This window comes from Winogradskyella helgolandensis, from assembly GCF_013404085.1.
Classification (GTDB): domain Bacteria; phylum Bacteroidota; class Bacteroidia; order Flavobacteriales; family Flavobacteriaceae; genus Winogradskyella; species Winogradskyella helgolandensis.
In genome coordinates this window covers 3,074,241-3,087,530 of sequence record NZ_JABFHO010000001.1, presented here as the reverse complement: position 1 = coordinate 3,087,530, position 13,290 = coordinate 3,074,241, and the positions used below count along the sequence as shown (strand labels likewise).

Here is a 13,290-nt window from a genome sequence, read left to right as displayed (position 1 = left end):
TTTATTAAGTATATAATAAACATTTAGTTATTTTTTGAATCAAGTTTTTATTTCTTTCAAATAATTCCATACTCATATCAATAGAAATTAAAAAAAACTGAATATCATTACCTTTTAACTCCAACTTGATCGAATCAAAATTTTCAGAAGTAGGATAAATCAATCCACAAACACCACAATTTAATTGTTGTGCATAAAAAATCATTTGATATATATCTGCTACACTCACTGAATCACTCAAACTACCATGTTTAGGACTAAAATTTTTGTTTTTAACATCAAAAACAGCTCTAGCTATACCACCTATATAATCAATTATAATATCAGGAGCATAAGATTTTACACCAATTTGTGCATTATATTTTAACTGAGCAAATTCGACTGGTTTTGCCCATTTTGTAACTTTACTATCTAATTCTCTTTCTAAAATAGTTCTAACATATTTTTCAAATATATCATTAGAATTCTCAAGAAATGCATTCCATTGCGTTTCTCCTTCAGAATCATATCCCAATTTGTAATCTAAAAGAATTTTGAATGCATATTCTAAACAAAGTGGGTAGTATTTATTAGTGCTAAAAAAACTATCAATGTCTCTCTTTATATTATCATATGAGGAGGTATATTCTTTAATGTTTTGGAAATTTGATAGTATCGAAGAAAGCCTATAACTATATTCACGATTTAAAAACTTATAATCTTTTATTTTAATTAATGCAGCTTTTAGTATTTGATTTGCATTATTATTTAGATTATAAATATCAATTTCAGTTTTTATACCTTGAAAAGGAATCAATTTTTTATTATAATCTGAAACTATTAATTTTCCTGATGGTTTGAAACTGTTTGTCTTTTCAGTATGAAATGTCCCAGTCATTCCATATTTAATTAGCTCTTCACAAATATTTATATAATTTTCAACTAATGCTTGTATGCCAAAACTTTGATTGAATTTATTCGAAGAAGAAACAAGATTTTGAGATTTTATTTTACCAATAAAAAGTAGCATCTCAAAAAAATGAGATAGATTTAAAGCGTCATGCCTAGGTATTATTCTAAATAATTTATCTTTTAGCTGAATTTCACCAATAATATAATCATTGCAAATAAGCTTGGATTCTGTAATTTCGAAAGGTAAATCAGGAAATTTGTTTTTAATTTGTTCGAGTTCTATCAGGTCATTCTCGTCTAAACTAATAATATTATTCTCTACAATTTCAATTATTTTCATGCTAAATAATTCCTGAATGATTCAATAAACTCTTCTCCAGTTAATCTTTTCGATAATTCAATCCCTATTACATCTTCAATTTTGTTAATTTCGTTACTACAATAATCTTCAATTATTGGTAATATTTTATAATTGAATAAGTCTTCGAGCCCATTATTACTCCATTCATAAATATCAGTATTTAAATAATTCTCATTATAAAAAATTGATTGCCCTATAATTAATTCATTATTTTTAAGTGTGCTTTTTAGGTTTGTATTTATTTTTTTTAAAAAATCACAAAGTGAAAGACCACATTCCAATTTGGTTTTATATATTAATTCAGCTTCATTAGCGCCAAAATAAACATCTGAAAACCTTCTTCTTAAAGCAAAATCCATTACACCTAAAGTTCGATCTGACGTATTCATTGTAGCAATAATCAATAAATTTTTTGGTATACTAATTTCTTCTTCTTTTCCACCTAATATTAGTTTAGTTGAATAGTTTCTATCTAAACACTGTATTGTTTCGCCAAAAACACTACTAACATTTGCTCTATTTATTTCATCAATTATTAATAAAAATGGTGTATCAACCTTTTTTGCATTATCTATAAAGTTCAAAAAAACACCTCTATTAATTTCAACTTTGTCCCCTTTAACGATAAATCCACCTATAAAATCTTGATACGAATATTGAGGATGAAACTGTATTTTCATCACAGAACTAGGTCCATTTTCGTCAGATAATTGATTTCCGATTTGGTCAGCAATATATGACTTTGAAGTTCCAGGAGGTCCCGATAAAATTATTTGATAATTATCCTTCAATAGTTGATTTATCTTTTCAATTGATGGAATCTTTGATGCTTTCATAAAAATAAATTTGGATGATTGAATTGTATAGTCTGATTTAGGCTCGCTTAATGTAATATTTTTTGTTGATTCTATCCAATTATCTGGAGCTTTAGGATGTATTCCAATTTGATTTCTTATTTCTTTATAATCATGAATGCTACTTGCAAACTCTAAATTGAAATTAATTGTACTATCAAATAATAATCCCAATTCTAAATCATTTAAATAAAATATGTTTTTAAAAGATTCAATTAACTCTTGTGGTGTACATTCTCTATCAAATTGCATAAAACGATTATACCAAATAACTAATGGCCATAATTTTACTTTAATATTTGGGACAGTTAAATCCTTTATCTCTTGAACATAATTATATGTGAATTTAATCTCGTTACTATATATGTCTTCATTAATAATTTTTCTCCAAGTAGTTGCTCCACCTATAATATTATTTTTTATTCTTGATGAAACCCACTTTTTCAAAGCTTCTGAAGGTGCTTGACCTGCCCATTCCTTCATACTAAAAGGGTTAATAAACTCATATTTTTCTGGTTTATTTTCATCCATACCAAATAACATGCTCAAATTGACAGCTATAGGATAACCATCCTCGGAAATCACATCTATTGGTTTAAAATTCATATTATTAATGCCACAACCTTTTAATATTAAAAAAATGTGAAGAACACTTGAGTTTTTCACCTCATGACTAATTAAAGATTGATAAGCCTTTTTAATAGTTTCTGTGCTTAAGAATACCATATATCTTTTGAATGTGTATATTTTGTTATTGATGCATTTAGGATTACTAAAATAAAATAATGTAATCAATTTATAGATGATTATTTCTTGTTTTATTAAATCATTCCACACACATTTTCTACAACTCCTCTGCCCTTTCTTAAAAAGAGTATTCCATTAACTAAGTAAAGAAAGTTATAGATTAAATTTTTTTAGAAACATGAGTGCTAACATGCGCTTTTAACCAAAGCCCATGTTGTACATAACGCAAGTACATTATAGGACAATTATAGTCAATTAAGAAATAGGGCATTTTATAGGTCCATACCGTAATATATACCGTTAATGATGCTATGCACGATCCATGTGCATTACGAACACTATTGTATTTATTTACGATGAACCTTCGGCGAAATTGATATGACGTTTACCCGAATCAGACCCGGCTTTCATACGGAGTTAACCCGAGGTTACTATGGGTGAACCTCTTATTAGATGTCCTTGATTATGGTTTGTGGTATACTGTTCTGTACTTTGATATGCTTGGCTTGTATGGGTTTTTAGCATGGTCATTTTGATATTATGGTGTTTAAACGTCTTAAATCGTTAAATTTGTCCTGTGTTTTATTCTTTAATACTTACCAAAATACTTAGCAAACTACTTAGCAATGACTGATTCCATACCTCACATCAATGTTTTAGATTTGGACGGTGTTCCTGTAGATTTAATGGAACTTTATAAGGACAAGATTCTGCTGCTTATTATCTATAACAACGATTGTTTGGGTTGTACAGGTCGTGCGATTCCTTTGGCTTATGAGTTTCAGCAGGAATTTCCTCGTATACACGTGGTTGGTATTCATGCGGATTTTGTAGGTCGGACTGGTGATAAAGCTACTATTAAAGCCATTTTTACTAGTGGTGAGCTTCCTTTTCCGATTTATATAGATCGTGATCACCAGGTTTATGATCAGTTTGCGTCTGAAGGGACTCCGCAATGGGTGTTGCTTGCTGCTGATGGAACGGTTTTTCGTTCTGTATTTGGTTCTCAGGCGAATGCCAAAAATCGTTTGTATTATGCTCTAGAAAGTTTAATTACCAACGATACTCCGACTTAATGTCTTTTGTTTAAATCACCGCGATACATTCCATAGCTTGTGCTGTTTTTAAAATCCCCAACGCGTTATGCTGCTGTTTTAGATATGTGATGCCTAACCAGATGGTTTGTGCCACATTTGTTGGTGTGTTATTTGGATTTGGACTTTGCAATTGCAGACTGATATTGTGATATTCTATTTTACATAATAACGGTTGACTTTCCACAGCAATCCCTAATGCGTTTTCGTTTTGATATTCTGTAATGTATTCATTTTTATCGGATTGCCATGTGCTATTTGAAACGGTACTTAAGGCTGCTGTTAATTGAAAATGTGTCGCGTTTTCTGGGGTTTGATTGTGGTTATACTGTTCGCTTTTAGGGATATTGATTGTGATGATGCTTCGGTTGGTGTTTGAATTCACCACTGCTTTTGCGGTATAGATTTGCTGAAATGGAAGGTCTTTTTTTAGTGGAAACCCGATGATAGCGTTCGGGTTATTAAACAGATTGGCCTCTCGTTCTCCAAGGTCACCACTCCCCTTTTGGATGATTTTACGGCAACGGCCCGTTAACCGACTTGCCATATACGTATCTTGAAATGCTTTACCTGTAGCTCCTAAGCCTCGTCTTATGGCTTTAGATAGTTGTGTTGCGGCTGTGAACTCTTGGTTATTCGCCTTTACGTTTACAAAGGCAGGATCTGTATTAATACGTTCTCTAGATGGGCCTACGGCTTTGCGCACCACATATTCTCCATTGAGTTGGTAATAGCATTGGCCTTGTAATGTGCCTTTGAATTTGAATATGCCTTCTTGTTTAGGCATTTGATTTTGTGTTGGTTATGGGTTTAAAGTTAGTAAAAAAAAGTTATCTGATGCTGTTAATTTGTTTAAAGTTAGGGTTTTAGGTGTGTGATTGTAAAATGTATTTTTAATATTTTTTCATTATAATGATTGGGTTGTATCGGTTATAACGTTGTTCTCTCTATTTCCATAGCGTGTTGTATCCAAATACAATCATCCACAGGATAATTGCATTTTGATAGCTATCGTTTTCGCCAAAATGATATGAGGCTGGGCTAAACATTGAAGGTTCTATTCTTACAAGCCGCATTCACTGGCAGGTCTAAATAATTGATGTCACAATCAATTATAATATTGTTCTCACTATATCTTTTGTCTTGAAACAAAAGAAACAAAAATTCAAGGCAGCATATAATTTTGGAAACGATTACGGTTCTTTTCGCTATATTTTAAGAAACATGAGAACTCCTTAAGATTGCTTTGATATTCAATTAAAATTTGGAACTCTTAAGATTATGCACTACTCGCTCCTTAAAATATGGACGCTGCATTCACCTATCGTTCTCGCCAAAATGATATGAGGCTGGGTTAAACATTGGAACTTTATTTTTCATTACAACGATTGGGTTGTATCGGTTAAAACGTTGTTCTCTCTATTTCCGTAACGTGTTGTATCCAAATACAATCATCCACAGGGTAATTGCATTTTGATAGCTATCGTTTTCGCCAAAATGATATGAGGCTGGGTTAAACATTGGAACTTTATTTTTCATTATGATGATTGGGTTTGTATCGTTTATAAAATTGTTCTTCTATATCTTTTTTTCTTGATAAAAAAAGACATCGAAGATTCACGAACACTTAAACCATATTAACGCGTGAGCTAAACAAAAAAATCAAGTAGGTATTTTAAAAAATTGATACTTAATCAATTCTTTAAAATAGTATATAATTTTGGAAACGATTACGGTTCATTTCGCTATGTTTTAGACTATTTGGCGTTAAGAAAATGTCTAGTAGACATTTTTAGCTAAATACGATTTGAAACAAACATTTAGTAACATGCTGTATCCAAATACAATCATCCACAGGATAATTGCATTTTGATAGCTATCGTTTTCGCCAAAATGATATGAGGCCGGGCTAAACATTGGAACTTTATTTTTCATTATGATGATTGTATAAAGTTGTTCTCTCTATATCTTTTATCTTGAAACACTAATCATTAGCGGTGTCTAGTAGATATTTTAACACTGTGTTATTTGCTTTGTTCGATCTTGTTTTTTCTAAGGTCTTTAATAAAATAGCCCAACATAATAATGATAAAAAAGGCAAATGGTAATGAGGTTATAATTAACAGTCGCTGCACGGCTTCTAAAACATTAATATTTGCTTTTACATTACCTAACAACACTAAAGCTATTGTGGCTAATAAAATGAAAATAGACCAAATGACGCGGTGCGTTTTGCTCGGGTTTTTAGCGCCATTATCCGTAAACATACTTAACACAAATACGGCAGAATCTACAGAAGTAATTAAAAAACTGATTAATAAGATAACGGATGTGATGTTTAAAAAGGTGGCATAAGGATAGTGCTCAAAAAAGGTAAATATGGAAGAAAATACGTTACCGAATTCATTGTTATAGACTCCCCATTCTTCAATTAAATTAAAAGCAGCGGTGCCAAACACTGAAAACCAAAAGAAGGTTCCTAAGCAAGGAATAATTAAGACACCTAATAGCAATTGTCGTATGGTACGTCCTTTTGAAATACGTGCAATAAAAATGCCTGTAAAAGGTGCCCAAGCCAGCCAGAATGCCCAATAATAGAACGTCCACCCTGTTAAAAACTCCATTCCAGGATTATAATTTCCAATGGCTAGGCTCATTGGTATAAAGTCTATGATATAATGAAACGTCGCTGTGGCAAATGCCGTTAGGATAGCACTCATATCGCTAGTGACAAATACAAATATTAGGATCGCCAACGTGGTTATGATATTGAATTTAGAAAATATTTGAATTCCTTTGTTTACGCCTTGCCAAGCCGAATAACAGGCTACAGCCGAAATGAGTACGCAAAGTAAAATGGTTGCAGTTAACCCGAAGTCAGCTCCCGTTATATGATTAATACCGCCTTTGATTTGGGTTGTTCCCAAGCCTATGGCCGCAATTAGTCCAAAAATGGTTGTTATAATGGTGATGATATCTACTGCATTTCTGGCCGTTTTACTTTTTATGTGATCCTCTATGGTGGCACTAATCCTCACTTTCTTTTTTCTGAGGTATAAGCCATAAGCAATAATTAAGGCAAAAAGGCCATAAAACGCCCAAGCAGTTAATCCCCATTGGTAAAACGTAAACTCTAATGCTAGGGTATCTGCTGGCAAATTAGACGCATAAGGCGGATTCTGTTGCATAAAAACAGGCTCTTGCACGGCACGCAATAAAATGCCAGATCCCATACCGGCACTATATAGCATGGCCGTCCATGCCCAAAGGGAATATTCAGGTTTGGCTGATGGTTTGCCTAGTTTGATGTTTCCATAACGCGAATATGCTATCGCCAATACTGCTAAAACACAAGCAAACCCTAAATAGAGATAGAAATACCCAAAATAATTGCGCACCCATAATGACGCTTTATCAATGACGTTATAACTTGTTTCGGTAGCAAAAAAGACCAGTATGGTACAGCTGAAAATGATGGCCACAGAAATGGATAATATGGCATGTTTCTGAATGTATTTGAACATTAAGATGGGTTCTGTTTTTACAAAAGTAAGGATTAGAATATAAATCTTAATTTCTAAAGCTATTGTTGTGTTGGTTTAGTGAGTGAAAAGGTAAACCTTGGAACTTTATTTTTTATTATGATGATTGCGTTTGTATCGTTTATAAAATTGTTCTCTTTATATCTTTTTTTCTTGAAACAAAAGACATCGAAGATTCACGAACACTTAAACCCTATTAACGCGTGAGCTAAACAAAATTAAGAGTTAAGAATAAAGTATAAAGAACCAAAACGTTTATGAAGACTTATGATATACCATCGCTTTTATGACTTATTTAACAGGTTAATGCTTCGTGTGTTACAGTGGTTTTTGTAACTTATGGTTTATAATTTGTAATCCTTATTAATCTTAAAAATTAACGTATTATGGACTATTATTTTAGCAAAATCTTAAAAGGTAATTTTAACGATATCGTAGAAAAGGTTACCGCTGCACTTAAAACGGAACAGTTTGGTGTATTAACGGAAATCGATATTAAAGCCACGCTTAAAAAGAAGCTGGATGTGAATTTTAATAATTATAAAATCTTAGGGGCGTGTAATCCTCCGTATGCTCATAAAGCTTTATTAGCGGAGAATAAAATTGGCACCATGCTGCCTTGTAATGTTATTGTTCAGGAATTAGATTCTGGTGACATTGAAGTGGCTGCTGTTAACCCTATGGCTTCTATGCAAGCGGTGGAAAATGACGCTTTGAAAGGGATTGCTGAGGAGATTACTGTGAAGCTTAAGGGGGTTGTTGAGGGGTTGTAGAAGTGTGAAGTGTGGAGTTTGAAGTGTAAAGTGTTAAGTGTGGAGTTTGAAGTGTTCAGTGTTCAGTGTTCAGTTTTCAGTGTAAAGCATTAATTTTAAGGTGGTTGGTTGGTGGTTTGTGGTGGTTTTTTGTAAGCGACTGCGTTTAATAATACAATCTAAAATCCAATACTTTGCAGGCGTTATAATGTCTTTGGTGCAACTCTTCTACAACGGCTAACATATCATCATCTTCTTTAAATAAATTAAAGAAAGCTTCATCTAGTTTTGTACTCGCTATGCCATTATAGGCATGACCATAACCAGAAATGGCTTTTGCTCCCGTAATATCTAAAAAATACTGTGCTTCTTCTTCGTCTAAATCTAGAATTTTTGCATTTGAAAAATGTAAAATCTTTCCGTCTAACCGGCCTTCAAAAAGTTCTGCGATTTCCTGTAAACTATAGTAGTAGTCATTTAAACATATATTATTGGCTTCTCCCCTCATCACCAAATAGATGATTTCATAATCCTTAAAGTTATGATCATCTACTACCAATGCGTTTAAGCTCTCTTCTAGGCCTTCAATGGTGTCGCAGGTTTTATAAATACTTGCTATGCCATAGTTTAGGGCCAATTGCTCTAAGTTTTGTTGTGCTTCGGTTACCGTGTTGGCGTCTACATCATCGACTCCTTCTAAGCAATAAATAAAGTAATCTACTTCTGTGATCTGTTCTTGGGGTACTTGTGGTCTTTTTTCTAGCAAGCTTCTTAATTTATGCAATGTTTGTACAGTGCGAAATTAATAGAATGGTTTTGATTTTTTTAGGGGTTTGGGGTGGAATTTTATGAGGTCTTATATCAACAATAATAATTGCTTATTGTTGATGCTATTGCCGATTATGTGAAAGTGTCTAGAAGTACACTGAACCGTAGTATTTGTTTGATGAGTTGAAGGAACGGTATCGGGTTTAGGAGAGATTATTTGTTAAGTGGTTTAATTATAAAAAATCAAAGTATTTTAAAATTGAATTAGGTCGATATTTATAATCACTAATGATATTATTACATTCTTTTTTGATAAGTAATTTATCCGATTCATCAAAATCAGTAAGTATATTATTTGTATTCTCAATACTGGTAATCCGTCTATACATAATATTTTCTTCAATATATGTAATAGTCATTAGGATCTTCTTTGTAAAATCTCTAGGGATATTTCCTTTATTGATTTCATACGCATCAATAATCAACATTTTTAATAGATGCGAACTAATTGGTATAGAATATTCTTTTTTCCATTTTTTTAATGCGATTAATAGTTTTTGTTGAATTGTAGTTAATTTAATACTCTTTAAACTAATAATATCAGTTTTTGTGTAACTATCTTTTTTAAAGAACGAATTATTATTGACATACAAATAACCAGCTGTTTTATTATTAATAGTTTTACTTAGTTTATAAGGAACAACATCAATCTTATAATCCTCTCCATTAATTCGATAAATTATACCTATTGATTTTTTTTGCTTTCTAAGTCTAATAAAATCTTTATCTGAATAATTTTCGTCAAAATACTCATATAATGTATGATACATTTCAGAAGTTGAATTAAAACTATTAGAACTAAAAGGCACACTTATATCGATATCAAAAGAATCTGAAAGCGATGTTCCCTCTTCAGTAGAACCTATTTTTAGTGGTGAGCCACCCAAACTGTTATTAAAGTATATTTCTAAATCATTTATAATGCGATTAGCTTTTATAGACAGTTTTTTATAAATAGAATTGTTTTTATCTAATCTAATATTTGAAACAACAGTTGATAATATTGCACTTGTATTTAGACGTTCTTTTTTAGCGTTGTTAGAATCTACTATTCCACCAATAAAAGCGCCCCCTACTCCACCTAATAGCGCACCTTTACCTCCTGCTTTTAATAATTCTGACCAATCAAAGTTTTGCTCAGGAATTTCTTTGATAGAATTTATTTGCTGAATTGCATTTATAAAAGCATTAGTCAATCCAAAAATAACTACTCCATTCTTACTATATTTAATGAGCTTCTTATTCATTATCTTTAAATTTCTTCATCAATATCAAAATTAATAGCTTTTGCATATTCAGATAAATCAATAGCAGCGACTGTTCCAATACTTTGTTGTAAATATCTTGTTAGCTGTAAAAAAAATGTAACTAAGGAATTGTTTTTTTTACTGAATTCTATGTTATTTACATTTCTATTTTCGTAAAATTTTGTTATTAAATCATTATGCTCTTTAAAAGTTAAGTTTGCATCTTTATCAAGATTAAAAATGCTATCATCTTTGTTATAATTAACATAAAAACTTTTGTCTTTCACAGCACATCCAATGTCAATAGATTTGAGACCTTTCAAACTTTTTAAATGCTTTTCAATAGTAGGTTCTTTTATTTCAGTTTCTATAGTCAAGATACCACCTAAGATTTTAGTTAAAGCTCTTGGATTAAAAGGTCTACCTCTATCAATTATTTTTGTTGATGTCCTTTGTAATTTTCTAACGCTTTCGATTTTATCTCCTGCATAAATTATATTGCCCTTATCAAGATCTGGCTTTACTTCGAAAACAGCATAGACTCCTTCTGCTGGTATATAAAAAATCCCATTTTGCTTAAAAACAAAAGGTGTATATGTTTGGTCATAAATCACTAAATCAATTTGATGACTTAATTGTCCTTTTGAATCTATAACAATAGCTTTATCAACACAGTATCTATTAGGTAAATATGTTCTTAACCATTCAATCCAAGTATTTTCTAAAGAATCTCCTTTAGAACCAGGATGTTCTATAAATTCTCTATTAGTATTTAATTGGGCAATCATTTGTGCTTGTAAGCCTCCAAATAATTTCCTTAAATTAATTTTATCACTCATATTTTTTTAAATTTTTATTATCATATATATATAAATCTTTACCAAAAGAGATATTGTCAACCTCTGCAATCATTAATAGAGGTTTATCAATATTTATGTTTTTATCCTTAGCAATTTCTTGCATCGCATTTATATCTGTTCGACTAGGAGTTGTTGGCCCATTAGGATGAGAATGCCATTCTCCTAAATATTCAATTTCACCATTAGTCATTTTATGAATTTCACTCAACCTTTCGTTTAAAGTTCCTGGTTCTCTAATAAAAATAGTTTGCCCATTTTTATAATGATCAGGTATTAATATATCAGTAATTATAAAGTGTAAATCTGACTTATAACCTATAAAAACTCCTCCAAACTCTTTTGGATAGTGAAACTTGGTTTCTTCTTCTATTCTCTTTAAAACACTTTTAGATATGTGTATAGCACTATTAATATTATTAAGAATATAATATTCATACTCTTTAATATCTATTATTAATTCATCTCCAAAATCTGGTTGAATAATAAAGGACGCATGTTCTATTCTTTTGGAATAATTATTATTTATAACTTTTACACCAACATTCAGTAAGGCATTTATGTCATTATAATTAGCCTCAAAAGTTGGATATCCACATCCTGTTCCTTCAAAATAAGAAGGCTCTTCATTTTCGACAAATTCAAAAATAGTTTTAGCTTGTTTTGTTAAATTTTTACCTGTTATTGAAACAAATGATTTTGCATTATTAGTTATGGCAAGACTAAATGTTTTTCCACTAAAATTGAGTTTATCAATTATATATGTAACTTCTGTATCTGTAGAACAATCAAAAATAATATCAACATTATTATTAAAAACCTCTTTTATTTTTTCAATATCATAATTGTTAAGTTTAACAGATATTGTTTTTATATTTACAAAAGGAGATATAGCTTTTAGTCTTTTAGTTAAACTATTAGTTTTATGAAAGACCATATCATTTAAATCATAATTTGCTCTACATAAATTACCACCTTTAATGGTATCAAAATCTTCAAGAACTATATTCTTTGCACCTCCTCTTACCAATATTTCTGCTAATGAACTTCCTAAAGCACCACAACCAATAATTAAAATATTTGAGCTTGTGATTTTGTTATCTAATTTTCCTCGACCAAAAAATCGACTATAATCAATGTTTTCAGTTGTTCCCCAATTGATTTTATTTCTTTTTAGGGTATGCTTAAATCTTTTGTTTGAATTCTGTTGTTCGTTTTTAGGTATTCTATTATAATCAATAGGAATATTTTTTTTTGGTATCCTTATTAAATCCCAATGCTCTTCATAAGTTTCATTATTAGGGATTTTATATCCAATTATTAAGAATAAGCTGTTTTCGTGATAGTAATTATTATTAAATTCTCTTTTTAAGCCTTTATATAAATACTCAATAAATTCATCTGACAGATAATCTTTTAGTTCGTTCCAATTTTCTATACCTTTTCTTCCAACATTATTCTTTCTTAAAGGTTCTTCTTCAATAAAATAATACAATCCTTTTTTGTAGGTTTTACTTTTTAATTCTTCAACAAAAGTATGCGACCAAGTATCATTTTTACCATCTTCAAAACCTAACCTGAATAATTTCTTTATAGCGAATTTTTCAGTTCCAAATCTCTCGTCTGAGAATATGGAGTATCTAAATGTACCAAACGTATTTTTACGAAAATTGTTAACTGTATTAGTAATGTATAGTTTGTCAATACGATCACTTTCTGTATCATGAATTAAGTAAGAGTAATTATCATCTTCTTTTTTGTAAATGTAATAGTCTTTAATCCACTGTTTTAAGCATTTAATCTCATAAAGAAGTTTCCTATCAAAATTATCATCTTTATTAGGATGAAAACATACTGAGCCATCAGGGTTTATATGAGAAAGGCCTATATAATCCCTGTTTTTGAAAATAATAGATATGTTATCAGAATTTGGATGAGTTAAAGGATAGTTGTTAGGAATAGCAAAATTAAAGCTCAACTTTTCATTTAGATAGTTTACCTCAATTTTACCTTTATAATAGTTATTCACTTTTTTAATCGTATCAACAATTACTAAATCTTTATCTTTTTTTAATAGACTGTATATTTTTCTTATTGTGTTATCCTCTTCTTTCAAA

General features: G+C 30.6%; 10 protein-coding genes. 2 read left to right on the top strand and 8 right to left on the bottom strand.

The window, feature by feature from the left end:
* Positions 1 to 4 precede the first annotated feature (4 nt).
* Positions 5 to 1,231, bottom strand: a complete 1,227-nt coding sequence (locus tag HM992_RS12980; protein WP_179319970.1) for a 5-methylcytosine restriction system specificity protein McrC — start codon at positions 1,229 to 1,231, stop codon at positions 5 to 7.
* The gene (locus HM992_RS12975; RefSeq protein ID WP_179319969.1) at positions 1,228 to 2,901 is read right to left on the bottom strand and encodes an McrB family protein; all 1,674 of its coding nucleotides are present in this window, start codon (positions 2,899 to 2,901) and stop codon (positions 1,228 to 1,230) included. The genes HM992_RS12980 and HM992_RS12975 overlap by 4 nt, the downstream gene beginning before the upstream one ends.
* Positions 2,902 to 3,479: 578 nt before the next feature.
* Here HM992_RS12975 and HM992_RS12970 point away from each other — a divergent pair.
* Positions 3,480 to 3,929, top strand: a complete 450-nt coding sequence (locus HM992_RS12970) for a TlpA family protein disulfide reductase (protein WP_178985397.1) — start codon at positions 3,480 to 3,482, stop codon at positions 3,927 to 3,929.
* A 10-nt stretch (positions 3,930 to 3,939) separates the two neighbouring features.
* Here the strand turns inward: HM992_RS12970 and HM992_RS12965 are convergent, their stop codons facing one another.
* Both HM992_RS12965 and HM992_RS12960 read right to left on the bottom strand, forming a co-directional pair.
* Positions 3,940 to 4,734 carry a hypothetical protein gene (locus HM992_RS12965; protein ID WP_179319968.1) on the bottom strand — a complete coding sequence of 265 codons (795 nt, stop codon included), beginning with the start codon at positions 4,732 to 4,734 and terminating at the stop codon, positions 3,940 to 3,942.
* Positions 4,735 to 5,971: 1,237 nt separating this feature from the next.
* On the bottom strand, positions 5,972 to 7,471 hold the full coding sequence (locus HM992_RS12960; protein ID WP_179319967.1) for a BCCT family transporter: 1,500 nt from the start codon (positions 7,469 to 7,471) through the stop codon (positions 5,972 to 5,974).
* A gap of 404 nt (positions 7,472 to 7,875) precedes the next feature.
* Here HM992_RS12960 and HM992_RS12955 point away from each other — a divergent pair, with 404 nt between their 5' ends.
* Positions 7,876 to 8,262 (top strand): DUF302 domain-containing protein, encoded by a 387-nt coding sequence (locus HM992_RS12955; protein ID WP_179319966.1) that lies wholly within the window; start codon positions 7,876 to 7,878, stop codon positions 8,260 to 8,262.
* A 145-nt stretch (positions 8,263 to 8,407) separates the two neighbouring features.
* Here HM992_RS12955 and HM992_RS12950 read toward each other — a convergent pair whose 3' ends face one another.
* The 4 genes from HM992_RS12950 to HM992_RS12935 form a co-directional block, all read right to left on the bottom strand.
* Positions 8,408 to 9,007, bottom strand: coding sequence for a DUF6642 family protein (locus tag HM992_RS12950; protein WP_179319965.1), 600 nt, complete (start codon positions 9,005 to 9,007; stop codon positions 8,408 to 8,410).
* 235 nt (positions 9,008 to 9,242) lie between these two features.
* The gene (locus HM992_RS12945; RefSeq protein ID WP_179319964.1) at positions 9,243 to 10,316 is read right to left on the bottom strand and encodes a hypothetical protein; all 1,074 of its coding nucleotides are present in this window, start codon (positions 10,314 to 10,316) and stop codon (positions 9,243 to 9,245) included.
* Positions 10,317 to 10,321: 5 nt separating this feature from the next.
* Positions 10,322 to 11,155: a DUF6602 domain-containing protein gene (locus tag HM992_RS12940; protein WP_179319963.1), complete on the bottom strand. Its 834-nt coding sequence runs from the start codon at positions 11,153 to 11,155 to the stop codon at positions 10,322 to 10,324.
* Positions 11,148 to 13,289, bottom strand: coding sequence for a ThiF family adenylyltransferase (locus HM992_RS12935; RefSeq protein ID WP_179319962.1), 2,142 nt, complete (start codon positions 13,287 to 13,289; stop codon positions 11,148 to 11,150). Before HM992_RS12935 ends, HM992_RS12940 begins: the two co-directional genes overlap by 8 nt.
* Between the last annotated feature and the right edge of the window lies 1 nt (position 13,290).

Coding starts and splice junctions, on each gene's coding strand:
- HM992_RS12980 (WP_179319970.1), bottom strand. CDS start 1,231: ATGAAAATAATTGAAATTGTAGAGAATAATATTATTAGTTTAGACGAG.
- HM992_RS12970 (WP_178985397.1), top strand. CDS start 3,480: ATGACTGATTCCATACCTCACATCAATGTTTTAGATTTGGACGGTGTT.
- HM992_RS12965 (WP_179319968.1), bottom strand. CDS start 4,734: ATGCCTAAACAAGAAGGCATATTCAAATTCAAAGGCACATTACAAGGC.
- HM992_RS12960 (WP_179319967.1), bottom strand. CDS start 7,471: ATGTTCAAATACATTCAGAAACATGCCATATTATCCATTTCTGTGGCC.
- HM992_RS12955 (WP_179319966.1), top strand. CDS start 7,876: ATGGACTATTATTTTAGCAAAATCTTAAAAGGTAATTTTAACGATATC.
- HM992_RS12945 (WP_179319964.1), bottom strand. CDS start 10,316: ATGAATAAGAAGCTCATTAAATATAGTAAGAATGGAGTAGTTATTTTT.
- HM992_RS12940 (WP_179319963.1), bottom strand. CDS start 11,155: ATGAGTGATAAAATTAATTTAAGGAAATTATTTGGAGGCTTACAAGCA.